Source organism: Lentisalinibacter orientalis (assembly GCF_040706535.1).
Classification (GTDB): Bacteria; Pseudomonadota; Gammaproteobacteria; order Steroidobacterales; family Woeseiaceae; genus Lentisalinibacter; species Lentisalinibacter orientalis.
Map to the genome: position 1 here is coordinate 1,924,944 of NZ_JAPDRJ010000001.1, position 26,210 is coordinate 1,951,153.

At 68.1% G+C, this 26,210-nt stretch carries 26 protein-coding genes; 11 read left to right on the forward strand and 15 right to left on the reverse strand.

Annotated features, from left to right (window positions below):
• Positions 1-757: 757 nt before the first annotated feature.
• Positions 758-952 carry a hypothetical protein gene (locus tag ACJMK0_RS08485; protein ID WP_405237348.1) on the reverse strand — a complete coding sequence of 65 codons (195 nt, stop codon included), beginning with the start codon at positions 950-952 and terminating at the stop codon, positions 758-760.
• A gap of 273 nt (positions 953-1,225) precedes the next feature.
• Between ACJMK0_RS08485 and ACJMK0_RS08490 the strand changes: the two genes are divergently transcribed.
• Together ACJMK0_RS08490 and ACJMK0_RS08495 are read left to right on the forward strand one after the other, a co-directional pair.
• Positions 1,226-2,725 carry an FAD-binding oxidoreductase gene (locus ACJMK0_RS08490; RefSeq protein WP_405237350.1) on the forward strand — a complete coding sequence of 500 codons (1,500 nt, stop codon included), beginning with the start codon at positions 1,226-1,228 and terminating at the stop codon, positions 2,723-2,725.
• A 98-nt stretch (positions 2,726-2,823) separates the two neighbouring features.
• On the forward strand, positions 2,824-4,104 hold the full coding sequence (locus tag ACJMK0_RS08495; RefSeq protein WP_405237352.1) for a glycosyltransferase: 1,281 nt from the start codon (positions 2,824-2,826) through the stop codon (positions 4,102-4,104).
• Positions 4,105-4,137: 33 nt separating this feature from the next.
• Here ACJMK0_RS08495 and ACJMK0_RS08500 read toward each other — a convergent pair whose 3' ends face one another.
• The 6 genes from ACJMK0_RS08500 to ACJMK0_RS08525 form a co-directional block, all read right to left on the reverse strand.
• Positions 4,138-5,286: a cobalamin-independent methionine synthase II family protein gene (locus ACJMK0_RS08500; protein WP_405237354.1), complete on the reverse strand. Its 1,149-nt coding sequence runs from the start codon at positions 5,284-5,286 to the stop codon at positions 4,138-4,140.
• Positions 5,287-5,299: 13 nt separating this feature from the next.
• A complete protein-coding gene (locus ACJMK0_RS08505; RefSeq protein ID WP_405237356.1) occupies positions 5,300-6,334 on the reverse strand; it encodes a uroporphyrinogen decarboxylase family protein in 1,035 nt (344 codons plus the stop codon).
• Between the two features lie 6 nt (positions 6,335-6,340).
• Complete coding sequence (locus ACJMK0_RS08510; protein ID WP_405237357.1) at positions 6,341-7,681, reverse strand: phenylacetate--CoA ligase family protein; 1,341 nt, start codon at positions 7,679-7,681, stop codon at positions 6,341-6,343.
• 46 nt (positions 7,682-7,727) lie between these two features.
• The gene (locus tag ACJMK0_RS08515) at positions 7,728-8,312 is read right to left on the reverse strand and encodes a flavodoxin family protein (RefSeq protein ID WP_405237359.1); all 585 of its coding nucleotides are present in this window, start codon (positions 8,310-8,312) and stop codon (positions 7,728-7,730) included.
• 147 nt (positions 8,313-8,459) lie between these two features.
• Positions 8,460-8,999: a VOC family protein gene (locus ACJMK0_RS08520; protein WP_405237361.1), complete on the reverse strand. Its 540-nt coding sequence runs from the start codon at positions 8,997-8,999 to the stop codon at positions 8,460-8,462.
• A 41-nt stretch (positions 9,000-9,040) separates the two neighbouring features.
• Entirely contained in the window at positions 9,041-11,266 is a 2,226-nt protein-coding gene (locus tag ACJMK0_RS08525) for a TonB-dependent receptor (protein ID WP_405237363.1), read from the reverse strand.
• A 108-nt stretch (positions 11,267-11,374) separates the two neighbouring features.
• Here ACJMK0_RS08525 and ACJMK0_RS08530 point away from each other — a divergent pair, with 108 nt between their 5' ends.
• On the forward strand, positions 11,375-12,142 hold the full coding sequence (locus ACJMK0_RS08530; protein WP_405237364.1) for a citryl-CoA lyase: 768 nt from the start codon (positions 11,375-11,377) through the stop codon (positions 12,140-12,142).
• Positions 12,142-13,041: an alpha/beta fold hydrolase gene (locus ACJMK0_RS08535; protein WP_405237366.1), complete on the forward strand. Its 900-nt coding sequence runs from the start codon at positions 12,142-12,144 to the stop codon at positions 13,039-13,041. Before ACJMK0_RS08530 ends, ACJMK0_RS08535 begins: the two co-directional genes overlap by 1 nt.
• Here ACJMK0_RS08535 and ACJMK0_RS08540 read toward each other — a convergent pair.
• The 5 genes from ACJMK0_RS08540 to ACJMK0_RS08560 all read right to left on the reverse strand — a co-directional run bounded on the left by ACJMK0_RS08540 (position 13,018) and on the right by ACJMK0_RS08560 (position 17,969).
• Entirely contained in the window at positions 13,018-13,833 is an 816-nt protein-coding gene (locus tag ACJMK0_RS08540; protein ID WP_405237368.1) for an IclR family transcriptional regulator domain-containing protein, read from the reverse strand. The genes ACJMK0_RS08535 and ACJMK0_RS08540 overlap by 24 nt on opposite strands.
• Positions 13,834-13,907: 74 nt before the next feature.
• Positions 13,908-14,702, reverse strand: a complete 795-nt coding sequence (locus ACJMK0_RS08545) for an SAM hydrolase/SAM-dependent halogenase family protein (RefSeq protein ID WP_405237370.1) — start codon at positions 14,700-14,702, stop codon at positions 13,908-13,910.
• 62 nt (positions 14,703-14,764) lie between these two features.
• The gene (locus ACJMK0_RS08550) at positions 14,765-15,517 is read right to left on the reverse strand and encodes a queuosine precursor transporter (protein WP_405237372.1); all 753 of its coding nucleotides are present in this window, start codon (positions 15,515-15,517) and stop codon (positions 14,765-14,767) included.
• 83 nt (positions 15,518-15,600) lie between these two features.
• Positions 15,601-16,734 (reverse strand): acyl-CoA dehydrogenase family protein, encoded by a 1,134-nt coding sequence (locus tag ACJMK0_RS08555; protein ID WP_405237374.1) that lies wholly within the window; start codon positions 16,732-16,734, stop codon positions 15,601-15,603.
• 32 nt (positions 16,735-16,766) lie between these two features.
• Positions 16,767-17,969: an acyl-CoA dehydrogenase family protein gene (locus ACJMK0_RS08560; protein WP_405237376.1), complete on the reverse strand. Its 1,203-nt coding sequence runs from the start codon at positions 17,967-17,969 to the stop codon at positions 16,767-16,769.
• A 354-nt stretch (positions 17,970-18,323) separates the two neighbouring features.
• Here ACJMK0_RS08560 and moaA point away from each other — a divergent pair, with 354 nt between their 5' ends.
• The 5 genes from moaA to ACJMK0_RS08585 are packed head-to-tail and all read left to right on the forward strand — an operon-like array spanning position 18,324 to position 21,165.
• On the forward strand, positions 18,324-19,364 hold the full coding sequence (moaA, locus tag ACJMK0_RS08565) for a GTP 3',8-cyclase MoaA (RefSeq protein ID WP_405237378.1): 1,041 nt from the start codon (positions 18,324-18,326) through the stop codon (positions 19,362-19,364).
• A gap of 20 nt (positions 19,365-19,384) precedes the next feature.
• Positions 19,385-19,870: a cyclic pyranopterin monophosphate synthase MoaC gene (gene moaC / locus ACJMK0_RS08570; RefSeq protein ID WP_405237380.1), complete on the forward strand. Its 486-nt coding sequence runs from the start codon at positions 19,385-19,387 to the stop codon at positions 19,868-19,870.
• Positions 19,848-20,456, forward strand: a complete 609-nt coding sequence (gene mobA, locus ACJMK0_RS08575) for a molybdenum cofactor guanylyltransferase (RefSeq protein WP_405237382.1) — start codon at positions 19,848-19,850, stop codon at positions 20,454-20,456. Before moaC ends, mobA begins: the two co-directional genes overlap by 23 nt.
• Positions 20,453-20,698 carry a MoaD/ThiS family protein gene (locus tag ACJMK0_RS08580; RefSeq protein WP_405237384.1) on the forward strand — a complete coding sequence of 82 codons (246 nt, stop codon included), beginning with the start codon at positions 20,453-20,455 and terminating at the stop codon, positions 20,696-20,698. Before mobA ends, ACJMK0_RS08580 begins: the two co-directional genes overlap by 4 nt.
• Positions 20,699-20,703: 5 nt before the next feature.
• Positions 20,704-21,165 carry a molybdenum cofactor biosynthesis protein MoaE gene (locus ACJMK0_RS08585; protein ID WP_405237386.1) on the forward strand — a complete coding sequence of 154 codons (462 nt, stop codon included), beginning with the start codon at positions 20,704-20,706 and terminating at the stop codon, positions 21,163-21,165.
• An 18-nt stretch (positions 21,166-21,183) separates the two neighbouring features.
• Here ACJMK0_RS08585 and ACJMK0_RS08590 read toward each other — a convergent pair whose 3' ends face one another.
• Positions 21,184-21,819 carry a nucleotidyltransferase family protein gene (locus ACJMK0_RS08590; protein WP_405237388.1) on the reverse strand — a complete coding sequence of 212 codons (636 nt, stop codon included), beginning with the start codon at positions 21,817-21,819 and terminating at the stop codon, positions 21,184-21,186.
• Position 21,820: 1 nt separating this feature from the next.
• Positions 21,821-23,467: an MFS transporter gene (locus ACJMK0_RS08595; protein ID WP_405237390.1), complete on the reverse strand. Its 1,647-nt coding sequence runs from the start codon at positions 23,465-23,467 to the stop codon at positions 21,821-21,823.
• Positions 23,468-23,618: 151 nt separating this feature from the next.
• On the opposite strand from ACJMK0_RS08595, the gene ACJMK0_RS08600 reads away from it, so the two are divergent.
• Complete coding sequence (locus ACJMK0_RS08600) at positions 23,619-24,443, forward strand: SDR family NAD(P)-dependent oxidoreductase (RefSeq protein WP_405237392.1); 825 nt, start codon at positions 23,619-23,621, stop codon at positions 24,441-24,443.
• Entirely contained in the window at positions 24,443-24,901 is a 459-nt protein-coding gene (locus tag ACJMK0_RS08605; protein WP_405237394.1) for a MaoC family dehydratase, read from the forward strand. Before ACJMK0_RS08600 ends, ACJMK0_RS08605 begins: the two co-directional genes overlap by 1 nt.
• Positions 24,902-24,941: 40 nt before the next feature.
• Here ACJMK0_RS08605 and glcF read toward each other — a convergent pair whose 3' ends face one another.
• On the reverse strand, positions 24,942-26,210 hold the full coding sequence (glcF, locus tag ACJMK0_RS08610; protein WP_405237396.1) for a glycolate oxidase subunit GlcF: 1,269 nt from the start codon (positions 26,208-26,210) through the stop codon (positions 24,942-24,944).

Here is a 26,210-nt window from a genome sequence, read left to right on the forward strand (position 1 = left end):
ACGTCGAGATAAATGCAAGCGCCTGAACTCACTCTCCTGGCCGTCCTCATGTCAGCTCATTGAGACCGGCTGTTCCTGACCCGGGGGAACCACTCGTCAATCGCAGAGTTTTATGAGTTGTTGCCGGTGCCGCATGATCGCGAAGATTCGGCACACTTATCATGATCTGGTAGCTGCGACAGAAAAACCTGCCTAGCGCAACGGATTCTTTGAATCTAGATCCAATCCAACTCCCACTGCAATCCGTTTCGCACGACGCGGAAGATCACCGACTCGTCGTAAGTTGTCCAGCGTGAATCACCAATACTCAATTCCAGCGTAAATAGGCCGGACTCATTCGCATTCTCAATCCGACACGGGCCAACGCTAGTGGGTATCCAAACGAACTCTTTTTCGACCGGGAATTCTTTCCTTAGCTGGGCGCCCTTACCCAAGTATCGGAAGCCGGCTCTACACCTTATTGGCTGAGCCTCGACTGGCAAGACCGACCCGGTAGAGTCGACGGCCCAAAACACGACCGCCGGCCTGTTTGAGTAAGGATCAATTACTGCATGCAACGTGTACGCTTCCCTCTGTAGTTGATAGCGAATCGGATACACGTCGACGCCAAGGGTGTAGATTCCTTCTGGCTTGCCCACTTCCGTGACAGTCATGCTGGGAGAGAAGTCGAAGTGTTCGTACGCTGATGTGCGCACACAGCCGGTCAGGCCCACGAACGAGACCAGCACCATGAGAGCCGTGGATTTATTGTTGTCTCTCACAGGATTACGCTTTTCGTCACATCCATCGAGAAATCAATCACGCCGTTTGTCGCTTGAACCAATCCCGAAATGTAGCCGTTCGAGTTATATGTGTTTCCAAGACAGCTTATCTGGCCAAAGCCGATACGCAAGGCAGCTGCGGTATTTTTCCTCGCGTCGACCACTTCCCCTTTTGGCTGGAAAGCGTCCATGCCGGTCGTCGGCCGCGAGGTTTCCGGAGTCGACCCGCTACGGCGGTCCTGACTGAGGTTCAGGCGGCACAACTACCGAAGCCATACGGTGCAGTCGGCGGCTCAGCCGGTTTGACGGTAGATCGCGACGACACTGTCTCGCGTCCCGTAGACCCGGGCCCGGCTGATAATCTGGCGGTTCCATCGATTTTCTGCAACTATGCGGGCAATCGAATGAGGTCCTGAGAAGAGAACTATTCCAAGAATCAGTGCGACCTCTCGGGGGAGTCAGAGATGAATCGTAGACGCTTTATCCGTTCGTCGCTTTCCGTTGCGATTGCCGCATCGCTGCCGCAGTGGGATGTGCTTGCCGAATCGCTACTGCACAGCCCGACCAGTGTGCCGTCGGACATCGACGCGGTCACCGGCGACGGTGCAGAAATCACCCTGAAGCGTGCCGCCGTTCAGGAGCTCAGTGACAGTCTCAGGGGCAGGTTGTTGCTGCCCGGCGGTGACGCATACGATCAGGCCCGCTGGTTACTGAATGCGGAGTACGACAAGTATCCGGCATTCGTGGTACGGCCGACCGGCGCGGCGGACGTACAGAACGCCGTGACCTTTGCCCGGGAGAACAACCTGCTCCTGGCCGTGAAATGCGGCGGACACGCCGCGGCCGGCACGTCGAGCTGCGACAAGGGCATGCAGATCGATCTCTCGCAACTGCGCAATGCGCGGGTCGATAGTAACGCCAGGACCGCGCGTATCGCCGGTGGCAGCCTGCTGGGCGATCTCGATCACGAGTCCATGTCGCACGGCCTGGTGACGACGGCGGGCTCGGTTTCGCACACCGGCGTCGGCGGTCTCACGCTGGGCGGCGGCTTCGGCCGGCTCGCGCGCCGCTACGGTCTGACCATCGACAACGTCCTCGAGATGGACATCGTTACGCCGGACGGCAGATTGCGCCGCGTTGGTCCCGACAACGACGCGGACCTCTACTGGGCGCTGCGCGGCGGCGGCGGCAATTTCGGCGTGGTGACCTCGTTCCTGTTTCAGCTGCATGAGATGCAGCGCGACGTCGTAACCGGATACTTCGCCTTCCCGCTGTCTGAGGCCAGGCAAGTCCTCGGCTTCTACGCGGACTATTCCGGGAAGGTGCCGGACGAGATGTCCATCGGTGCCGGAGTGGGCAGTCGCCTCGGCGACGAGCCCGGGGTTGCCATGTACTTCGTGTGGAGTGGTGATCCGGCCAGGGCCGAGAAACATTTTGCACCGCTGCGCAAGGCCGGCACTGTCGTCAACGAGGCTGTCCGGACGATGGACTATGTCGCGGTTCAGCGATCCGGCGACATGGATGACACGCGCGCGTTCACCGGCTACATGAAGTCCGGCTTCGTCAGGTCCATATCGGACGACTTTATCGACGCCCTGATCGACAATTTCGAGGCACATCCCGACCGCGCCACCAGATTCGGCTTCGGCCACGCAGGCGGGGCCATAGGCCGGGTCTCCAACGCGGACACCGCCTTTGCACACAGGGACTCCAACTACAATCTCCTGTCGTTCGTCAGCTGGAAGACCGGCGAAGACAGTGCAGAGCATGTCGATTACATCAACGCGCACTGGTCGAAGGCGGAACCGTTCACCAGCGGCTTCTATGTGAATGACTATTACGACCAGTCCCAGAAGATGGTGAACCAGACGTATCGGGAGAACTTCCCGCGCCTGCTGAAGATCAAGCAGAAATACGATCCCACGAACCTGTTCAGGCTGAATGCCAACATCCGTCCCGCGTGAACGGAACCCGGGCGTTTCGACAGGGTATTTGCCGGACTAGATCTTCTGAAATGCCGGCATAGCCACTACCCTGAGGTCATGACGACTTCGGTTTCACCTTGAATATCCTGATCCAGACCGCCGGTTCGCGGGGTGACGTCGAACCCTATGTCGCGCTGGGAGAGGGTCTGCTGCGTGCGGGCCACCGGGTCACGGTGAATACCTGCGATCGGTTCCGTGATTTCGTCGAGCAGCGCGGGCTCGGATACGCTTTTCTCAACAGTAGCCTGGTCGATCTGCTGGATACCGAGACGGGCCGCGGTGCGATCGAAGACATGGGCAGCTTTTTCCGCGCAATCCGCACGGTACCCCGACTCATGCGCGAGAGCAGCGACATCCAGCGCTCGATGCTGGCAGAAGGCTGGGACGCGGCAAGCTCGGTCGACCCGGACCTGATCCTGTTCAACTCCAAGATGGCGGGAGCCCACTATGCCGACAGGCTCGGCACTGCTGCCGTCCTGGCCATGCCGCTGCCGCAGTTCGTGCCGACGGGTACTTTCCCGGCACTAGGCTTCCCGCGTCTCCCGCTGGGCAGGATCTACAACCGTCTCACCTACAGGGTGGTGCATGCCGCCGCGGACCGGATCGGCGGGAAGTTCGTCAGCGAATGGAGGCGCGCGCAGGGTCTGCCGCCGGCCGAGGGTCTCGGTCTCCTGCGGCGAGGCGACGGCGATGCGGTCCCGGTACTGCACTGCTACAGCGAGAACGTCGTCCCGCGCCCGGACGACTGGCCCGACCACGTCTACGTCACCGGCTACTGGTTTCTCGACCGAGCCGAGGCGTGGTCGCCGCCGGCCGGGCTGACGGACTTCCTGGCTGCCGGACCGGCGCCCGTCCACGTCGGCTTCGGCAGCATGGCAGGGCGCGATCCGGCGCGGACGACGGCCATCGTTCTGGAGGCGATTGCACGGACGGGCCGGCGTTGCATCCTCGTGACGGGGTGGGGCGGGCTGGCGCCCGACGCCGTCCCGGACGATGTGTACGTCATCGATGCGGTGCCTTACGACTGGCTGCTGCCCCGGGTTGCGGCCACCGTCCACCATGGCGGCGCCGGCACGACAGCGGCCGGCCTGCGGGCCGGACGGCCGAGCGTGATCTGCCCCTTCTTCGGCGACCAGCCTTTCTGGGGTCGGCGGGTCCGGGAGCTCGGCGTGGGTCCCGCCCCGATTCCACAGAAGCGGCTGAGCGCGGCGGGGCTGGCCGGCGCCATCGAGCGCGCCTGTACCGATACGGCAATCGGTCGGCGGGCCGAAGAACTGGGTGCGCAGATTCGCCGTGAAGACGGCATCGGCCGTGCGGTTCGTCTGCTCGAGCGCCTGGCGGAGCAGGGGCGGAGTTAACGCGCCTGCAAGCCGGAGAATTCCGGCCGAGCGTCAGCCCCAGAGCCGATCGGTGGCGATTGCGGCGCCCTCCGCCAGGGATGCGAGCTTGCCCCAGGCCACGTCCGGGTCGATGCCCTGCATGCCCACGTGCACGCTGAAACCGCAGTCGACGCCGGCCATCACGTGGTCGCGGCCGACGAGGCGCGCGTAGCGCTCGATGCGCTGGGCCACCAGCTCCGGGTGTTCGATGTAGTTGGACTGGGGCTCGATGCAGCCCGGGCAGAGTATCTTGTCGTCCGGCACCTGCTCGGTCTCGAACAGGGTCCACTCGTGGGCGTGGCGGGGATTGGCGGCCTCGAACAGGATGGTACGCGGCTTCGCTTTCCAGACCAGGTCGATGATCTCGCCCATGGCCACGTCGCAGTGATGCGGGCCGGGGTAATTGCCCCAGCACAGGTGCATGCGCAGCTTCTCCTCCGGGATGTTGCGCACGGCATGGTTCAGCGCCTCGATGTTCATGGCGACGCGCTTGCGGTACTGCGCGAGGTCCATGTCCGCGTACGCCGAGTGCCGGCCCATGGCGAGGTCCGGGCAGTCGAGCTGGACATAGGCGCCGGCCGCGGCAATGGCCTCGTACTCGTGGCGCATGGCCTCGGCGACGGCGAATACGTACTCCTCGTCGCTCTTGTAGTACTCGTTGCCGAAGAAGATGGTGACCACGCCGGGGGAGGCGGCGCTGGAGAAGATGCCCGCCACGTCGGCGTCTTTTGCGGAGTTGGTGAGGTTGACCATGTCGAGCGCCGCCGCGTCGGTATCCTTCACCGAGATGGGGGCATTGCAGGCCGGCGCCGAGCGCTTGCGGCGCCCCGGGTTGGCGGCCACGATCTCCGCGCTTCTGGGATAGTCGACCAGGTCGCCGAAGAAGTAGTTCTGCACCGATTCGCCGCCGAAGCCGTGCAGCCGGTCCTTCACGTAGGTGGCGTAGCTCGGCTTGGACATCTCGCCGTCGTTGACGATGCTGATGCCGGCGGCGGCCTGGCGGTCCACCATCTCCTGCACGGCGCTCGCCACGCGCTCGGCGAGTGCCGCCTCGTCCACCGGGATGCCGTCGCCCTTCGCCCACATGATGCGGATGAGGTCGTCCGGGCGGGGCAGGCTGCCGGTGTGGGTGGTCAGTATACGGTCCGCGCCGGTACTCATCGCTTCCTCTCCGTCAGACCTCGGCGCGCAGCTCGGCCGCGGCCTTCGACATGGCCGCGAGCTTGCCGAAGGCGGCCTCGCGGCTGAGATACTTCATGCCGCAGTCGGGCGCGAGCAGGATGCGCTCGGCGTCGACGTGTTCCAGCGCCCGGCGGACCCGCTCCTTGATCGTCTCCACCGACTCCACCTCGTTGCTCGAGAGGTCGAGCACGCCGAGCAGGATCTCCTTGTCCGGCAGGGACGCGAGCACCGAGCAGTCCAGGTTCGACTGGCCGGTCTCGATGGAGACCTGGCTGCAGCAGGCGCCGGAGAACTCGGGCAGGAAGGAGTAGCCCTCGGGCCGCTCGTGGATCAGCGCCGCATAGCCGAAGCAGATGTGCACGCAGGTCCGGCCGTCGACGCCGTCGAGCGCCCGGTTCAGCGCCTCGATGCCGTATTCCCGCGCCTGGTCGGGCCGCGCCTGCATGTAGGGCTCGTCGATCTGCACCACGTCGGCGCCGGCCGCGAACAGGTCGCGGATCTCGGCGTTCACCGCGTCTGCGTACGCGAGTGCGGCCTGCCGGTCGGTCGCATAGTGTTCGTTCTGCGCCTGCTGGGCCATGGTGAACGGTCCGGGCACGGTGAACTTCACGGCCCGGTCGGTATTCGCCCGCAGGAAACGCAGGCTGTCCACGCCCACCGGATGCCGGCGGCGGATGGGGCCGACGATACGGGGCACGAACACGGGCTCGCCGCTGCGGTCCAGCGCCTGGCCCGGGTTGTCGAGGTCGATGCCGTCCAGCGCGGTGGCGAAGTGATTGGAGTAGCTCTCCCGGCGGATTTCGCCGTCGGAGACGATGTCCAGTCCGGCCCGCTCCTGGTCCTGGATGGCGATGCGGGTGGCGTCGTCCTGGGCTTCCTGCAGGAATTTCTCGTCGATGCGCCAGAGCTCTTTCGCCCGCGTGCGGGGCGGGAAGCGGCCCGAGAGCTTCTGCCGGCCGATGAGCCAGTCCGGCTGCGGATAGCTGCCGACGATGGTACAGGGGAAGAGCGGTCGTGCGGATGCCATGGTGGTTCAGCCGGAGGCGGCCTCCTTCTTGTCGGCGTCCGAGTAGTCTATCAGCTTGGACTTGTAGGTCTCCCGCGGCAGGGTGCCGTAGGGCACCAGCTCGATGTCGGTGGTCACCAGCAGGCGCGAGCGGATCTCCTGCCGGATGCGCTCGGCCAGTCCTTCCGGCGCGCTCGACATGCCCTCGCCGAGTTCGACGACCACCGGCAGCGGCGGCGACTGCAGCACGCCGCGCTCCCTCGGCCGCACCTGCAGCAGGCCGCCGACGTCGGGGGCGAAGTCTTTCAGCAGGCTGCGGATGGCGGAGGGGAACAGGTTCACGCCGCGCACGATCAGCATGTCGTCGGTGCGCCCGACGCAGCGGATGCGCGGCCCGGTGCGTCCGGTGGGGTTCTCCTGCATGTTGACCACCACGTGGTCGCGGCTGCGGAAGCGCAGCAGCGGCATGGCCTCGCGCTGCAGTGCCGTGTAGACCAGCTCGCCCTCGGCGCCGTCATCCCAGGGAATGGGTTCGCCGCTGGCCGAGTCGATCAGCTCCACGTGGACGTAGCCGCGGGCCATGAAATGCATGCCGTTGCCGTCGTCGTCCTCCGCCCAGGCGGAGAGCGAGATGTCGCCGATGCCCATGGACTCGCGCACCTTGCAGCCGAAGGCCTCCTCGATGCGGCCGCGCACCAGCGGGTCGCCGCCGCCGGGCTCGCCGGCCGTGATCATGTTGGCGAGTCCGAGGGAGCGGGTGTCGATGCCGTTCTCCTGGCACCAGTCGATGAGATACAGGCCGTAGGAGGGCGTGCAGCTCACGCCGGTGGCCTTCAGGTTGCGGATGGCCGTCACCAGGCGCTCCGTGTTGCCGGTGCCGACCGGGATGACCGTGCAGCCGATCTTGTCGAAGCCGTAGTAGACGGCGCCGGCGACGAACGGCCCCGCGTTGAAGCCGACGGCGATGCGCTGGCCCGCCGAGAAGCCGGCGGCGGTGTAGCCGCGTGCGACGTTGGTGGCGTAGACGTCGACGTCGTTACGGGTCAGCCCGAGGTAGCAGGGCACGCCGGTCGTGCCGCTGGTGCTGAACACCCGCATGAGCTTCTCCGGCGGTGCGGCCAGGTGCTCGCCGAAAGGCGGGGCGTCGGCCTGGGTGGCGCGCAGCTCGTCTTTCTCGGTGAAGGGCAGCTGCGCGATGTCGTCCAGCTCACCCACGGCGGCGGCTTCGTCGAAGCCGGCCTCGCGCAGCTTGCGCTGGTAGAAGGCGGAATGCTCGAACAGGTAGGCGACCTGGCGCCGGTAGGTCTCGCGGTCCAGGGCGAACTGCTCTTCTACCGGGCGCGTCTCTGTGTCCTTGTCATAGATCATCGGGGACCACCTTTTTTGTTTCGGGTCCGGTTGTATCGGGATGCGCTCAGCCGCGGTTCCAGCGCAACGTGCACTCGGCGACGCGCTGACCCAGGCGGCGCGCGGTCTCCAGATCGGCCTCGGGCGGGCAGACGTCGGGGCCCTCGTCCACGTTGGACTGGGCCATGGCGCCCAGCGAGCCGCCGAGCCGGTTGACGTCGTCCACGCTGCCCTTCGAGCTGTTGTTGCCCGGCAGCAGGTTGAGATTCACCCAGACCATGCCGTGCTGGGCTGCCAGCGTGAGGAAAGAGACCAGCGTGTTCTGCTTGTCGCCGTTCTGGGAGCCGGAATTCGTGAAGCCGGCAGCGAGCTTGTCCGCCCACTTCTGCTCCATCCAGCGGCCGGAAGTGGCCTCCATGAAGCGTTTCATGTCGGCCGACGCGCTGCCCATGTAAGTGGGGCTGCCGAAGACGATGGCGGCGGCCTCGTCCAGTTCGGACCAGCCCGCGGCTTCGGCGTCTTCGAGGTCCGCCACGGTGAGCTCGACGCACTCGACGCCGTCGATGCGGCGGATGCCCTCGGCGACGGCGGCCGCCTGCTTCGCGGTGTGGCCGTAGCCGCTGTGATGGACGATGCAGATCTTCGTGGACATGATTCCTCTCTCGGCTTCTTTCTCGCAGTTGTTCGGATCTTTTCCCCGGCGGCGGGCCGAGCGGGTCCGCGGGCCGGAGTGCGTGTCCTCCGGCCCTGACGTCGGGAGCCCGCGGTGCCGGCCGCCGGGCAGGCGGCCGCGCTTCGGCTAGCGGTGATACTGCTCGTTGTTCGGCGAGTGGTCGCCCGCCAGCCAGCGCTTCAGTTCGCTGTGGGCCTTCGGCAGCTGGTCGGCGTTGATCTTCTCGACGTCCGGGTGGTCGACGGTGAACTCCACCAGCAGCTTCGCCGGGTCGAACACGTACAGCGAATAGCAGTAGCCGTGATTCAGGATGTACATGTCCGGCTCCTTGTAGCCGGCCGCCTCGAGGCGTTCTCTGATGCCGTCCTGACTCTCCTGGTCCACCTTCAGCGCGAGGTGGCGGAAGCCGGACAGCGGCAGCTCGGGGCCGAACTCCTCGGCATCCTCGTCGTCGGCGAACTGGAAGAAGGCCAGCGCCTCGCCGTCGCCGATATCGAAGAAGCAGTGCGCGTAGACGCGCTCCTTGCCGAACAGGTCGGTCTTCTCGCACCAGGTCGCCGTCAGCGGGAAACCGATGATGTCTTCATAGAAGTGGCGCACGGCCTCCAGGTCGCGGGTGACGTGGGCGTTGTGGTGGAGTCGGGAATTTACTCTCGGTGCTTGCATGGTCTGAAACTCCTCGTCTGTTCCGTCTGCTTCGGGTCTGCTCAGAAGCGCTTGGAGAACTCGACCCCCCAGCGCCTGGGCATGCCCGGCCAGAGGAAGTTCGCCCCCGGCACGGGACCCGGCGAGAACTCGGTATTGTATTCCTCGTCGAGGGCGTTCTTCGCCCACAGCATGACCGACCAGTCGTCCGGCATCTCGACGCCGATGCGCACGTCGACCAGGTCGTAGGGGCTGCGCACGGAGATGTTGCCCGGATCCCACCAGGTGTCGCCGGTGCGCTGGTAATCGACGCGCACGATGCCGTTCACGCCGCCGAAGAGCTCGGTGGGCCGCTGGTACAGCAGGCCGAGGTTCAGCGTGTACTCGGAGACGAGCGGGGCCTGGTTGCCGTTGTCGGCGGGATCCGCCGCGCGCTCGATCTCGCTGTCGGTGTAGCCGAGGCCGAAATTCAGGCTGAGGTTGTCGGTCACCAGCGCGCTGCCCTCGATCTCGAGACCCTGGTAGGTGACCTCGGGGATGCTGCCCAGGTTCTGCGTGCTGGTGCCCGGATCGAAGAAGAAGAAATAGGCGTTCTCGAAGTCGGTGTAGTAGACGCTCGCGGAGCCGCTGGCCCGGCCGCCCCAGAAAGTGCCCTTGATGCCGGCCTCCCAGGTGTCGGCGATCTGCTCCTCGAAGATGTCTTCGACGCCGGGTTCCGGCACCGCGCCGCCCACGCCGGACTGGTTGAAGCCGCCGCTGCGGAAGCCGCGGCTGTAGCCGCCGTAGACCGTCATCGCGTCACTCGGCTGCCAGGTCAGCGTGACCTTGGGCTGCCAGGCGTCCCAGGTCTCCTTGCGCACTTCGCCGAAGGTGGTCAGGCCGCCCGTCGGGTCGTACAGCGGCTCGGTCAGCGTGGTGTTCTCGCGCTCGTCCTCGTCGTAGCGCAGGGATACCGACGCCTCGAAGGTGTCCGTGAGGTCGTAGGCGATCTCGCCGAAGACCGCCCAGGCGAAGTTGTCCTGCTCGTCCACCAGCAGGCCGAACTGGGGGCTCGGATCCGTGGGGTCGACGAACACCGAGACGCGCGGCTCGGTGGTGACGTCGGGCACGCCGTTGCCGCGGTCGATCATGTTGCCGGTGGAGATGAACCGGTCCGTCTGGATGAAGTAGGTGCCGGCGATCCAGCGCAGGCGGTTCTCGGCAGGCGAGGTGAAGCGGAACTCCTGGCTGATGGCATCGGACTCGAGGTACTGGGTCTGGCTGAGGTCCACGAATTCGTCGCCGGTCAGGTCGCGGATGAGCGGCGCGAAGTCGAAGAAGTTCACCACCGATTCCTCTCTGGGAACGAAGTTGAACTGGTCGCCGGTCAGCAGTTCCTCGAGATCGTCATAGGCGGTGATGGAGGTGAACGTGCCGAAGTCCGACTCGTAGTCGAGCTTCAGCGTGGCGTTGTAGAGATCGCGCTCGTTCTTGCCCGGGTTGTTGACGCGTACCGGGATGTCGGTGTCGTCCGCCTCCGGGCCGATGACGAAATACAGCGCCTGGGTGTCGAGCTGCGACGCGGACAGCCGCAGGTCCGCGGAGAAGCGGTCCGTCGGCTCCCACAGCAGCTTGAAGCGGCCGGAGATGTCCCGGTAGGGATCGGCTTCCTCGTCCAGGAATTCGTTCTCGATCCAGCCGTCCGTGTCCACGTAGGAAGCGGAGGCGCGGAACTTGAGCGTCTCGCTGCCGCCGACGGGTCCGCTGACGGCGCCGCGGGCGGTGAAGCCCGGGCCGTCGTCCGCGCCGAGTTCCATGCGGCCCTCGATCTCGTCGGTCGGCTGCTTGGTCACGATGGTGATGGCGCCGCCGATGGCGTTACGCCCGTACAGCGCGCCCTGGGGCCCGCGCAGGACCTCGATCTGCTGGATGTCGAACAGCTGCTGGTTGAACTGGGCCGGGTTGGCCATCAGCACGCCGTCCACGAGTACCGCGGCAGACATCTCGCTGTTGCGCGCCTGGGACACGCCGCGGATGTTGATGAACGAGTTGCCCGCGTTCTGGGTCTGCACCAGCGTCACGTTCGGCGTCAGCTGGATGAAGTCCTGCGGCGTGTTGATGCCGGCGGACTCGATCTCGTCGGCGGTGAACGCCCGCGCGGAGACCGGGATGTCCTCCAGCGATTCCGCGCGCTTGCGAGCGGTGACCACCACTTCCTCGATAACCTGCCCCTGGGCGCGGACTTCGACGAAGGGCACGGCGAGCGTGGGTGCCAGCAGGCACAGAGCGATCCTGGTCGATAGCTTCATTCTTGACTCTCCCCCGAGCAGTTTTTGGACAGGATGGGCGGGATGCTATAATTTTCGCATACCGAATTCAACTTCGCTATGCGAAAACGTGTCGACGGAGGGGAGACGATGTCAGACCAGAGCACGACGGGGCGCACGGGCATCTGCGGCTACGACGCGGACAACATCCTGATTCGCGGCCGGAATCTCGTGACCGACATCATGGGCAACTACAGTTTCACACAGCTGATGTTGCTGCAGGCGCTTGGGAAGGAGCCCACGGAAACCCAGGTGGGCATCGTCGACGCCGTGATGGTGACGATCATGGAGCACGGCATGGTGCCCTCGGCGGTGGTGAGCCGGCTCACGCACTACGGCGCGCCGGAATCCTTCCAGGGCGCGGTGGTGGCCGGTCTGCTGGGGGTTGGCGACCGCTATGCCGGCACGGCGGGCGAATGCGGCGCGGTGCTGGAGCGCATCCTCGAGGCGGACGAGCCGCAGCGCAAGACGAGGGCGCTCGAGGAGGTGCGGAGCTATCGCAGCATCCGCCGCCCGATACCCGGCTTCGGTCATCCCATCCACCAGACGAAAGACCCGCGGGTCGACCGGCTGCTGGAGATCGTGCGCGCCGCCGGCGCCGGCGGCGAGGCCATCGATGCGATGTATCTGCTGCAGGACGCCCTGCGCGAGGAACTGGGCAAGCCGCTGGTGACCAACATCAGCGCGGCGATGGCGGCCGCCATGGCCGAGGCCGGCATCCCTTCCCGGCTCATGCGCGGGGTGGTGCTGACGGCCCGCTGCGCCGGGCTGGTGGGGCACGTCTTCGAGGAGATGTCCGAGCCGGCGGCCCCGGCCATCTGGGAGGCGGCCCAGGAGGCCGTGGACTACGAGCCGTGATGGCGGCGGAGGCGCCGGCGGTGAGCCGCTCCCACGAGGTGGTCTCGGACGGGGCGCGTCTGCACGTCGAGGCGATCGGCGTGGGCGCACCGTTGCTGCTGGTGCACGGCTGGGCGATGGACCACCGCGTGTTCCGGCCCCAGACAGAGGCTCTGTCCCGGGATTTCCGCGTGATCGCGTTCGACCGGCGGGGCTTCGGCCTGTCCGGGGGCGAACCCGATCTCTCGCGGGAAACCGGGGACATCGACGCCATCGCCCGGCAGCTGATCGGCGGTCCGTTCCACCTGCTCGGCATGTCCCAGGGCGGTCGCATCGCGCTGCGCTATGCGGCCCGGTATCCCGGCCGGCTGCGTTCGCTGATCCTGCAGGGCGCCGCCGTGGACGGTGAGGAGCCGGGCGGCCCCGACGAGGAGCGCATCCCGGTCGCGGAATACGCCGCGCTGGCGGCCGAGGGCCGCATGGACGAGGTCCGGCGCCGCTGGCTGCGTCATCCCATGATGCGAGTCGGCGAGGGCCACCCGGAAGCGGAGACGCTGCTGCGACAGATGCTGGCGGACTACCGGGGCGAGGATCTCGCACACTTCCGTCCCGAAGCCTATGCCTGGTCCGACGACGTGCTCGCCGCCGTGGCTGCCGCAGAACTGCCCCTGCTGGTGCTGACCGGCGCCCGCGAGACGGAGGCGCGGCGCCGCCTCGCCGGACTGCTCGTCGAGAAGGTGCCCGGCGCCCGCGAGGTGCTGCTGGCAGCGAGCGGACATCTCGGCAACCTCAGCGAGCCGGACGCCTACAACCGGGCGGTGCGGGAATTCTGCCGCGACGTCGATTGTGGCAGTTGCGGCAATGGCGGCAATGACGGCAATGGCGGCTCTGGGAACTCAGTCCGCGGCGCCGCGGATTGAGTGCACCAGCACCGGATAGCGGCGCAGCTCGGTCTCGATCCGCTCGGCGGCGCTGCGCAGGTGCGGCAGCCGGGTCTCCACCATCTCTGCCTCGTTCACCCTCGTGGTGGCCGTCGAGCAGTTGATGGCCGCGATCACGGTGCCGTCGTCCATGCGCACCGGCACCGCCACCGAGACGATGCCGTAGTCGAGCTCGTCCTGGATGGAGGCGTAGCCGCAGCGGCGCACCTCGCCCAGAATCTCGCGCAGCGCCGGCACCGAGGTCTCGGTCTTGTCGGTGAACTTCTCCGGCCGCATGTCGGCGAGCAGCGACTCGAGCACCTCATCGGGCTGATGGGCGAGCAGCACGCGGCCGAGTGACGTGCAGTACGCGGGAAAGCGGGTGCCCACGCCGGCGGCCAGCCGCACCATGCGGTTGGTGGAGACGTGCACGAGGTAGAGGATGTTCTGCCGGGACAGGACGGCGAGCGACGAGCTGTCGCCGGTGCGGTCGCGCACCTCCTGCAGGTAGGGCCGGATGACCTCCTCCACGTTCATGGACTCGAGGAACGCGGAGGCGAAACCGATCACCTCCGGCGTCAGCAGGAAGCGCTTGCCTTTCTTGCCCACGTAACCCAGGTGCACCAGCGTGTTCAGGCAGCGCCGGGCGACGGCAGGGCTGAGCGAGGTGGCGGCGGCGACCTCGCTGAGGCTCATCTCGGGACGCTCCTTGGTGAACGAGCGCAGCACCGTCAGCCCCCGCGCCAGGGTGTTCAGGTATTCGCCGTCGCTGCGGGGGTTTTCGTTCGGCATGAATGGGTGGCGTCGACGTCGGGACGAGCCGGGATGGTAGTACGGTTTCGGCGCGGAGTGTTAGCCGCCTCCGCTCAGCCGGCCTCCATGATGCGCACCGGCGCGCCCCGGTCCAGGCCCAGCCCGGCGGCGGCGCTCGACTCCGCCCGCGCGATCTCCAGCACGCCGAAGGAGTTCACCAGGGCGAGATACTCGCCGGGTTTCGAGCGCCCGTAGGTCTCGCGCAATTCGAACTCGTGGCCGCCGGCGAGGATCAGCGGGCGTTCGAAGCTCTCCAGATATTCCTCGCCGATGTTCGTGATCAGGTTGCCGAAATTGTCCACCGTCACCACCACGCCGACGACGCGGCCGTTGGCGCTCTCCGGCTCGTCCAGCCAGCCCGGCGTCCAGTCGTCCGCGCGGGGGCCCAGGTCAGACGGCGCCAGCCGGCCCGACGCGAGTTCGGCGGCCAGCGGGGCGAAGATGTCGCGGCCGTGGAAGGTGGCGCTGGCCGGCGGCAGCGACAGGGACTCCAGGCCGGCGGCGTCCACGCGATGGACCGCCGCGTCCGCGACGGCGTCCAGCAGCGGCGCCAGAAGACCGTTGTCCGGGGCGAGGAAGACATGGCGGTCGGCCTCGGCCACGATGATGTCGCGCTCGGTGCCCACGCCGGGGTCCACCACCGCCACGTGCACCGTGCCCGGGGAGAAGTAGTAATACGAGCGCTGCAGCCAGAAACCGGCCTCGGCGGGCCAGTGCACCGGAATCTCGTGGGTGAGGTCGACGATCTTCGCGCCCCGGAAGCGGGCCAGTATCACCCCCTTCATGACGCCGACGAAGGGCCCCTTGTGGCCGAAATCCGTAGTGATGGTGACGACGCCGGAAGCCAACTCTGCACCCTCTCCCTCGAGACGAGGCGTCTAGCTTACCCCAGCCGCGGCGGCGCGGTCAGTCAGGCGGGGGCGGGGTCGGCCGTGCGCCGGGAGCGGTGCCACCAGCGCGCCCAGTAGATGAACGGCGTGTCTATGACGGCGATGGCGAGCTTGAAAAGGTACTTGGCGGCGCCCAGCTGCAGGGCGGTGGCGAGGTCGACCACGCCCCACCACACCACCAGCGAGTACAGCGTGGTGTCCAGCGCCTGGGAGGCCATGGTGGAGCCGGTGTTGCGCAGCCAGAGCCAGCGCCCGCCGGTGGCCTGGCGGATGCGGTGGAAGGCCCACACGTCGAAGCTCTGGCTGATGAGGTAGGCGAGCAGCGAGCCGGCCACGAAGCGTGGCGTGAAGTCGAGGATGGTGACGAAGGCGGCGTGCACGTCCCGGGAGAAAGCGGCGGTCTTCGGGTCGGTGGACGGCAGATACTGCAGTCCCAGGCTCAGCATGATGACGATGATCACGCTGACGAAGAAGCCCAGGCGCACCGCCTGGTTGGCCGCCTTGCGCCCGTAGTTCTCGCTGAGGACGTCCGTGGCGAAGAAGATGCTGGAGTAGAAGATCACGCCGAGGCTGGTCTGCAGGCCGAATATCTCGGTGAGCTTCGGCCCCTGCAGATTGGCGAGGATGATCGCGGTGACGATGGCCGCCTGCAGGCCCGCCCGGCCGAACAGGCGGAACAGGATGACCGTGAAGGCGAGGTCGGCCACCAGCGTGGTCAGCCAGAGCGCCTCCTGGTTGGCGGCGAAGAACGCGGACAGTGCTTCGGGGAACATGGACTATCCGCAGACCGGGGAGCGCCAGGTCGGGAAGGGGGTGCCCGCAGCCGCATGCCGCGGGCACCCGCGCTCCCTGTAGCTCACATCAGGCCGGCGTAGCGCTCGACATGGAAGTCGGCGTTGCCGAACAGCGTGTTGATCACCGTCAGCCGCTTGAAGTAATGAGCGACGTCCAGCTCCCAGGTGACGCCCATGCCGCCGTGCAGCTGGACGGCTTCCTCGCCGATCTGCCGGCCGGCCGTGCCCACCTGGTACTTGATGGCGCTGATCGCCCGGCGGGCCTCGTCGGCGTCCTCGCTCTCCTGGGCCATCACCGCCCAGAGCAGCAGCGATTTGGTCTGCTCGTAGAGCATGAACATCTCCACCATGCGGTGCTGCAGCGCCTGGAATGCGGCGATGGGCACGCCGAACTGGACCCGGCTCTTGGTGTACTCCAGCGTCTTGTGGTTCAGCTTCTCCATGATGCCCACGGCCTCGGCGCAGACGGCCAGCGTGGCCTCCTGGAGCACCGACTGCAGGACCGGGAACGCCTTGCCTTCCTCGCCGAGCAGCTGCGCGGCGGGCACGCGGACGTCCCTGAACGTGATCTCCGCGCCCTTCTGGCCGTCGACCGTGGCATAGCCTCGCCGCGTCACGCCGTCGCTGTCCGCGGCGAGGACGAACAGGCTGATGCCGTCCTCGTCCTTCTGCCCGCCCGTCGTGCGCGCGCTCACCACCAGCACGTCTGCCGTGGCGCCGTTCAGCACCACGCCCTTCTCGCCGTTCAGCACGTAGTCGTCGCCGTCCTTCTTCGCGCTCAGCGCGACGTCGGCGAGACGGTAGCGGCTCTGGGGCTCGAGGTAGGCGAGGGCGCCGGTCTTCGATCCCTCGATCAGCGGCATCAGCCAGTCGGCCTTCTGCGCGTCGTCGGCCGTGCGCCGCAGCGCGCCGCCGGCCAGCACGATGCTGGCGAGATAGGGCTCGACGACCAGTCCGCGGCCGAACTGCTCCATGATCAGCATCAGTTCCACCGGGCCGCCGTCCAGACCGCCGTCCTCCTCGGCGAAGGGCACGGCGGTCCAGCCCAGGTTGGCGAACTCCTGCCAGTCCTCGGCGCTGTAGCCCAGCTCGCTCTCCGAGTGCTTCATGCGCTTCTCGAAGTCGTAGTCGTTGTCGATGAATTTCGCCACGCTGTCCTGCAGCAGTGACTGTTCTTCGGTGATTGCAAAGTCCATGCTCGATATCTCCGCTTAAGGGGCGACCGGCTCTACAGGCCGAGCACGTGCTTGGCCACGATGTTGCGCTGGATCTCGTTGGATCCGCCGTAGATCGATGCCTTGCGGTTGTTGAAGTAGACCAGCGAGGTGCGGGTCTCGGCGCCTTCGCCCACGTAGTCTTCCTCGGCGAAGTCCACCTGGTACTGATCCGGCACGAAGGGGATGGCGTAGTAGCCGGCCGCCTCCATGAACAGCGTGTCGATCAGCTGCTGCAGCTCGGTGCCGCGGATCTTCAGGATGGAGCTCTCCGGGCCCGGCGCCTTGCCGGTGGCGACGGCGGCGAGGGTGCGCAGATCGGTGTACTCGAGCGCCTTCAGCGAGATCTCGGCCTCGGCCAGCTTGCGGCGGAAGCTCCAGTCCCCGATGAGCGGCTCGCCGCCGCGCACGGAAGAGCGCGCCAACTCCTTCAGCCGGTTCAGCCGGTACTGGGAGCGGGCCACGTCGGCGATGTTGGTGCGCTCGTGCTGGAGCAGCACCTTGCCGTAGGTCCAGCCCTTGCCTTCCTCACCCACCAGGTTCTGCACGGGCACGCGCACGTCCTCGAAGTGCACCTCGTTCACCTCGTGGCCGCCCTCGATGGTGATGATGGGCTTCACGCTGACGCCCGGCGTCTTCATGTCGCAGAGGATGAAGCTGATGCCTTCCTGGCGGCGCTCCACGTCCTGGCTGGTGCGCGCCAGCAGGAAGATCCAGTCGGCGTGCTGGCCGAGCGTGGTCCAGGTCTTGGTGCCGTTGATGACGTATTCGTCGCCGTCGCGGTCGGCGCGGGTCTTCAGCGAGGCCAGGTCGGAGCCGGCGCCCGGTTCGGAGTAACCCTGGGCCCACCAGACGTTGCTCTCCAGGATGTCGGGCAGGAACCGCTCCTGCTGCGCGTCGTTGCCGAAGGTGTAGATGACGGGGCCCACCATGCTGAGGCCGAAGGGAATGAGCCGCGGCGTGTTGTAGCGGGCCATCTCCATGGAGAAGATGTATTTCTGCACCGGGCTCCAGCCCGTGCCGCCGTACTCGACCGGCCAGTTCGGCGCGATCCAGCCCTGCTTGTAGAGAATCTTCTGCCAGCGGATGAAGTCCTCGGGATCGGGCTCGATCCCGTTGTTCATCTTGTAGGCGATGTCCTCCGGGTACTTCTCGTCGAGGAAGTTCCTGACTTCCTCGCGGAATGCTTTCTCCTCGGCGGTGAAATTTACATCCATGGTGCTGTCCTGATACTGACAAGTGGGGCGCGAGACCCCGTGTCCGCGGCCGCGCCCGGTCGGGCACGCAACGGCCGCTGCGACCGCAGCGGAGGCGGCCGCCGAAACAGTCCCGGGCGTAGGCCCGGGACCCCCTCAACGTCCGCAGAATAGCACTATATTGCAGTGCACAACAATGCGGTGAACCCCGCGGAAACCCGGACAGAACCTGTGTTCCGGCGCCCGGTCGGCGGCTCGACAGGGGGCGGCGCCGGCATGCTATGGTTCCGTGCTTCAGGCGCTGCCATTGGCTACATTGGCCACGTGGGCCAGATGGACCGCGGCGCCCGTCCGTTGTACGGCAGAGGGACTACCATGACCCGCGGCACACCCGAGACACCGGTCGTCACCGACGCGCTGGCGCGCCCGCTGCGCGACCTGCGCATCTCGGTGCTGGACCGCTGCAACTTCCGTTGCCCCTATTGCATGCCGGAGTCCACTTTCCATGCCGACTATCAGTTCCTGAAGCAGCGCCAGCGCCTCACCTTCGACGAGATCCACCGGGTGGCCCGCGCGGCGGCCGGCCTGGGCGTCACCAAGCTGCGCCTGACCGGCGGCGAGCCCCTGCTGGAGAAGCGGCTGCCGGAGCTGGTGTCGCTGCTCGCGGGCATCCCGGGCGTCGAAGACCTCGCGCTGACCACCAACGGCATGCTGCTGGCGCCGGTGGCAGGCCGGCTGGCCGAGGCGGGCCTCTCGCGGGTCACGATCAGCCTGGACAGCCTGGATCCGGAGGTCTTCCGGCGCATGAGCGGCGGGCGGGGCCGGCTGGAGGACGTGCTGGCGGGCATCCGCGCGGCGGACGAGGCCGGCCTCTCGCCACTGAAGATCAACGCGGTCATCCAGAAAGGCGTCAACGATCACACCGTGCCGGAGTTGCTGGAGTATTTCCGCGGCACCGGCCACATCGTGCGGCTGATCGAGTACATGGACGTCGGCAACCGCAACGGCTGGCGCATGGACGAGGTGGTGCCGTCCCGGGAACTGCTCGCGCGCATCGCGGCGCGCTGGCCCCTTGCGCCGGTGGGCCGCAACTACCCCGGCGAGGTGGCCCGGCGCTACGTGTACGAAGACGGCGCCGGCGAGATCGGTTTCATCTCCAGCGTGACCGAGCCGTTCTGCGGCACCTGCAACCGGGCACGGCTGTCGGCCGATGGCACGCTGTACACGTGTTTGTTCGCCAGCCACGGCACGGATCTGCGCGAGGTGCTGCGCGACGGCGCGGACGTGGACGAACTTGCGGATATAATGCGCAGGATCTGGCTGCAGCGCGCCGACCGCTACAGCGAGCTGAGGACGCCGGGCGCGGCTCAGGCCCACGTGCTGCGCAAGGTCGAGATGTACCGGATCGGCGGCTGACTCCGGCAGGGACGAGAGCAATGGCACCATCCGATCTCAGCCACGTGGACGAGCAGGGCAGACCCCGCATGGTCGACGTCGGCGGCAAGGCCGTCACGCGCCGGGAGGCCGTTGCGCGCACGCTGATCCGGCTGCCCGAGGCCGTCGCGTCCCGTCTCGCCGACGGCGAGCTGACCACCGCCAAGGGACCCGTGTTCGCGACCGCGGTCGTGGCCGGCGTGATGGCCGCCAAGCGCACCCACGAGTTGATCCCGTTCTGCCATCCCCTGGGACTGGACGACTGCGCCATCGACGTCGAGGTACGCGACCCGGCGACCCTGGCCATCACCTGCCGCTGCCGCATCACCGCGAAGACCGGGGTGGAGATGGAGGCGCTGACCGGGGCCAGCGTGGCCGCGCTCACCGTCTACGACATGTGCAAGGCGCTGTCCCACGACATCGTCATCGGCGAGACCCGGCTGATCTCCAAGACCGGAGGCAAGAGTGACTTTCACCACGCGGACTGACGATCGCACGGCCGTGTACGGGCTGGTGCTCGCCGGCGGGCGCAGCCGGCGCATGGGTCGGGACAAGGCGGCGCTGGCGATCGGCGGTCGCGGCGAGAGCCAGCTGGCCCGCTCCGTCGCGCTGCTGCGCCGGCACGTCTCGAAGGTCTTCGTCTCCGTGCGCGCCGACCAGCGTGACGACCCCGCCCGGTCCGGCTTCGACCTGATCGAGGACCGCTACGACGGCAAGGGCCCGGCCGCCGGCATCCTCTCGGCGCTGGAGACCTTCCCCGGCGTCTCCTGGCTGGTGCTCGCCTGCGACCTGCCGCGGGTGGACGACGAGACCATTGCCGTGCTGCTGGATAACGCCGATCCCGGCTTGCCCACGACGGCCTACCGGAGCGTGGCCGACGGGCTGCCGGAGCCGCTCTGCGCGGTCTGGCACCCCCGCGCCGCAGCCCTTTTGCGCGAACAGTTCGAGCAGGACATGCTGTGCCCGCGCAAGGCGCTGATCCGCTGGTCCGTGCCGCTGCTGGCACAGCCCACCCCGGGCGCGCTGGATAACGTGAACACGCCCGAAGATCTGGAACGGGTGGCGGGCTCGTGAGCAAGCAACTGACGGTGCGTTACTTCGCCGCCTTCCGGGAGCGGGCGGGTCGCGCGGAGGAGACCGTGGACACCGACGCGGATACCGCCGCGGACCTGTTCGAGGCGCTGCGCGACCGGCACGGCTCGGCCGAGCCTCTGGGCCACTGCAAGGTGGCCATCAACGACGAGATGGCGGACTGGTCCACGCCGCTGAAGGACGGGGACACGGTGCTCCTGTTCCCGCCGGTGGCCGGCGGATGAGCGACATGGTCATCAGTGCCCGCCCGATCGCGGCCGGCGAGCTCGGCGCCGCACTCGCGGATCCGGGTGCGGGCGCCTACGTGGGCTTCGAGGGCCGGGCTCGCAATCGTAACGAGGGCCGCGACGTGGAGCGCCTGGAATACGAGGCCTACGCCCCGCTGGCGGAGAAGGAGGGCGAGCGCATCATCGCCGAGGCGCGCGAGCGCTGGCCCATCATCGCGGCTCGCTGCGTGCATCGCACCGGCGTGCTCGAGATCGGCGAGTGCGCCGTGTGGGTGGGCGTGGTCTCGCCGCACCGCGACGAGGCCTTCGCCGCCTGCCGCTACATCATCGACGAGGTGAAGGTGCGGCTGCCCATCTGGAAGAAAGAGCATTACACCGACGGCGATTCCGGCTGGGTGAACTGCGAGCGCTGCGCCGCCGGTCACCGCGAGCCGGCGGCTGCCGAGGGCGCCGGCAGGACCTAGCGCCCACCGCGCCGGACCCTAGTTCTCCGGGTCGGCAGACCCTCGGGCCAGCGCCGCCGCGTCGGCCGGCGTGTCGATGTCCACCGCGGCGTGTTCGCAATCCACGGCCACCACGGCGTGCGGGTGCCGTCTCCGCTGTCGTTCGATCACCGGCCGGGCGCCGCGGTCGCCCGTGAGCTCCCGCAGCTCGGGGAACAGCCGGCGCGGGAAGACGGCCGGCACGCCCAGGATCTCGCTGCCCCGGCCGCCGTAACGGCTGGCCGCGATGGCGTCCGGCCGGTTGCGCCAGGCCGTCGCCAGCCTTGCGAGGTCCGTCTCGTCGACCAGAGGCTGATCGGCGAGCAGCACGAGCACCCCGTCGCAGTCCTCCGGCAGGCACTCGAGGCCGAGGGTCAGCGAGCCCGCCAGACCCTCCTGCCAGCGCTCGTTCACCACGAAGTACCGCACCGCTTCGCCGCCACTCCTCAGCACCCGCGCATACTCCGCGCCGAGCACGAGCAGAGTGCGGCCGCCGCAGGGGCCGGCCGCCAGGCGCAGCGCGCGCTGCACCAGGGTCTCACCGCCGTGGCGCAGCAGCTGTTTCGGCGAGCCGAGGCGCCGCGAGCCGCCGGCGGCGAGGATCAGGGCGAACAGCACCGGGTCGCGCGCGTTCACGTCAGCCCCGGCGCTGCCGCGCGATGCGATGCGAGACCCGCGGACGTTCTTCGCCGCGGTGGTAGCGGAAGGCGGCGGCGAGCACCTCCATGTCGCCGCGGGTCAGCCGGCGGTGCTGGCGCAGGTGTTCCAGCCAGGATTCGTCCACGAACACCTCCACGAACAGCCGCTCGTCCTCGGTGTCCTGGAACAGCCCCCAGGTGATGGCGCCGTTGCGCAGCCTGAGCTTCCGTACCGGCTGCATGGCGGCCGCGAAGTCGTCGGCGTTCGCCGGATCGATCTCGTAGCGGATCTCCACCAGCACGGGACCCTGGTCCTGCTGGATGGTGAAGGGCACGCTGGGGTCGGGGATCGGGGTCACCAGCGTCGGGTCGGCGCTGGCGTAGCGGCGCATGTTCAGCGGCACGCCGAGCGCGACACCGATCACACCGATGACCGCGGCGTACACCAGCGCCTCGGACAGCGACGTCAGCGACGCGATCTTGCCCCAGAAGGCCGCCGCCCCGGCCACGGTGCCCATGAAACTCGCCAGGAAGACGGCCAGCCCGCGGGCGCGCACCCACTCGGGCAGGGAGAGCTGCGCGACCACCTGCAGGGTGGACAGCACCGAGACCCAGGAGGCGCCCAGCAACAGCATGGCCGGCGCCAGCCACCCGGCGTCCCGGACGAAGGCCAGCGCCAGCGTCGCGGCGATGGTGCCCGCCGAGCCCAGCGCCACCAGGGCGTCGTCGGACAGATAGCGGCGCAGCCGGGCCAGGTTCAGGCCGACCAGGACCGCACCGACGCCCACCGCGCCGAGCAGGCGGCCGTAGACCTCGGGCCCGGCGCCCATCTCCTCGCGCACGATCAGGGGCAGGAAGGCCACCGGGGCGCTGACCAGCACGAAGTAGAGGATGCCCCGGGCGATGACCACCTGCAGGCCGGCGGAGCGTCGGGCGTAGCGCAGGCCCATGCGCACGGCGCCGAAGAAGCGTTCGCTGGGCAGCGTGCTCTGGCGCCGCGGCGTGCGCGAGAAGAACAGCACGGCGAGCACGCCCAGATAGCTCGCGCTGTTGATGAGGAAGACGAATCCCGGCCCGGCCGCGGACAGCAGCAGCCCGGCCAGCACGGGGCCGATGGCGCGGGAGACGTTGAACGCGATGCCGTTCAGCGTGACCGCGGCCGGCAGTTCGGAGCGGGGTACCAGATCCGGGATGAGCGCCGAGAAGGCGGGCATCATCATCGCAGCGCCCGTGCCCATGGCGAAGGTCATGGCGAGCAGCCCCCACGCCGTGATGGTGCCGGTGACGGTGAGCACGCCCAGCACGCCGGCGGAGACCATCAGCCAGCTCAGTGCGAACAGCAGGAAGCGGCGGCGGTCGACGATGTCGGCGAGTGCGCCGGCGGGCAGGGCGAGCAGGAAGGTGGGCAGCAGCGCGGCCGCCTGCACCAGCGCGACCATCACCGGATCCGGCGCGAGCGAGGTCATGAGCCAGCCGGCACCGGTATCGTGCATCCAGCTGCCGACGGTGGAGACCAGCAGCGCAACCCAGAGCCAGCGGAATATGGGCCGGCGGAACGGGGCCAGGCCGCCCGGGTCCGGCGCTGCCGACCGTTCCCCGGACGCCACCGGTGACGATTTCGCTGCGGTTTCGGCGGTCGACGACACGGGGACTCCTCGCCCAGACACCGGCGCCGGGCGGCGCCTCGCGGGGCATTATGGCACGGCGGTCCGCTTGGGCATTCGGCGGGGCGCCACCTATAATGACCGCTCTTTCGACAACCGGCGGAAGCCTCCGCCGGGCGGGGGAACGACAGCTATGACGAAACTGGCAGGCAGGAGCGCTATTGTCTCGGGCTCTGGCCGCGGCATCGGCCGCGCCATCGCGATGAAGCTCGCCGCTGAAGGGGCGCACGTCGTGGTGAACGACCTGGACGCCGGCCCGGCGGAGGAGACGGTGCACGAGATCGAGTCGGCCGGCGGCGTGGCGGTGGCCGTGCCCGGCGACGTCTGCGACGCGGACTTCGCGCAGCAGTTCGTTGATGCGGCGGTCGAGCAGTTCGGCGGTGTCGACATCATCGTCAACAACGCCGGCTACACCTGGGACAACGTCATACAGAAGATGAGCGACGAGCAGTTCCAGGCGATGCTGGACATCCATCTCGTGGCGCCGTTCCGCATCCTGCGCGCCGCGTTGCCGCACATCCGCAAGGCGGTGACGGCGGAAGAGGAGGTGGGCCGCATCGTGCAGCGCAAGGTGGTCAATATCTCCTCGACTTCCGGCGTGTACGGCAACCTGGGGCAGATCAACTACGCGGCGGGCAAGGCCGGCATCGTCGGCATGACGAAGACGCTGGCGAAGGAGTGGGGGCGCTACCACGTCAACGTGAACGCGGTCGCCTTCGGGCTCATCCACACCCGGCTCACCCAGCCGCTCAAGGGCGAGCAGGCCAGCATCGACGTGGGCGGGCGCGACATCAGCGTGGGCGTGCGCCAGGAACGGCTCGACGCCGCGGCGAAGACCGTGCCGCTCGGCCGCGGCGGCACGCCGGAGGAGGCGGCCGGTGCCGTCTATCTGCTGTGCACCCCCGAGGCCGACTACATCAACGGCCAGTGCATCGTCTGCGACGGGGGGCGGGTCTGATGCCGGTCGTGCGCAGCGTGGAGGACGCGAAGGCGCTGGAAGGCGAGGAGGTCGGCGTCTCCGACTGGGTCACGGTGGATCAGCACAGCATCGACCTGTTCGCGCAGGCGACGGGCGATCACCAGTGGATCCACGTCGATCCCGAGCGCGCGGCGGAGGAGATGCCCGGGGGCAGGACCATCGCGCACGGCTACATGACGCTGGCACTGATACCGGCGCTCACCGCCGACTTCGTGGAGATGCCGACGCTCACCCGGACCATCAACTTCGGCTGCAACAAGGTCCGCTTCCAGAGCATGGTGCCGTCCGGCAGCCGGGTGCGGGCGCGGGCCATCGTGAAGCAGGCCCGTCAGCGCGCCGGCGCGCTGCATCTCGTGAGCGAGATCCGCATCGAGGTGGAGGGGCAGAAGAAGCCCGCCTGCATCGCCGAGACCATCGGCCTATATTTTTTGGATTGAGACTTCCTGGCCTGATATTTCCCGGACTGAGCCGGCGCCCTCAGCGCTCCGCCGGCAGGCGCTCGGCAAGAAGCTCCACCCAGTGGCGCACCGGCCGGTCGGTGCCGGCGGCCAGGTGGTGCAGGCAGCCGATATTGCCGGTCACGATCTCCGCCGGCTCGCCCGCCTCGAGATCCGCCAGCTTGCGCTCGCGGATGCGTTCGGACAACGCCGGCTGCAGCAGCGAGTACGCGCCGGCCGAGCCGCAGCAGGCGATGGTCTCGCCCACCGGCGCCAGGTCCACCCCCTGGCCGGCCAGCAGCTCCCTGACCGTGTCGGCCTCGCCCAGCGCGTTCTTCAGCGTGCAGGGGCAATGCAAGGCCACCTTGCCGCCCGCGGCGGGCGACGGCTCCGACTGTTGCGACTGTTGCGACGCTGGCGATTGCGGGGCCTGCAGCGGCGGGAGCTTCTCGGCGGCGAGCACGCGGCCGATGTCCTTCGCCGCGGCCGCCACCCGGCGGGAGGGTTCGGCCAGTTCCGCATCGTCGCCGAACAGCCGCCCGTAGTCCTGCACGAACGCGCCGCAGCCGGTGGCCGTGATGACCACTGCCTCCGCGCCCTCGTCCAGCGCGCGCGTCCAGTCCCGGATACGCTGCCGGGCGAGCGCGAGGCCGCCGGCCCGGTCGCCGAGGTGATAGTCCATGGCGCCGCAGCAGCCTGGCGGCGCGGGCGTGAGGGAGACGCCAGCGGCATCCAGCAGGCGCGCCGCCGCCCGGTCGATGCCGGGCGAGACCACCGGCTGCACGCAGCCGTTCAGGGCGATCATGCGCCGCGGGTGGCGGGGTGCGGGCCAGGGTTCGGGCCGGCCGGGCGCGAGCAGGCGGCGCCTGAGATTCGGCGGGAGCAGGAAGCGAAACGCGTTGCCCAGTTGCAGCATCGCTCGCAGCAGCCGGCGCGAGCCGAACAGGAAACGCAGGGCCCGGCGCTGCAGGCGCTCCGCCAGCGGCCGGCGCACGCGGGCATCCACCCGGGCGCGGCCGATGTCCAGCAGTTCGTGATAGCGCACGCCCGAGGGACAGGTGGTCTCGCAGGCCTGGCAGGTGAGGCAGCGGTCGAGGTGAATCTGGGTCTCCCGCGTCACCTCGCCGCCCTCCAGCGCGCGCTTGATCAGATAGATGCGTCCGCGGGGACCGTCGAGCTCGTTGCCGAGCACCTGGAAAGTGGGACAGGTGGCGTTGCAGAAGCCGCAGTGGACGCAGGTGCGGATGACCTCGGCGGCGCGCCGGCCCTCGGGCCGGTCTCTCAGGTCCGCGGTGAGGTGCGTCTCCAT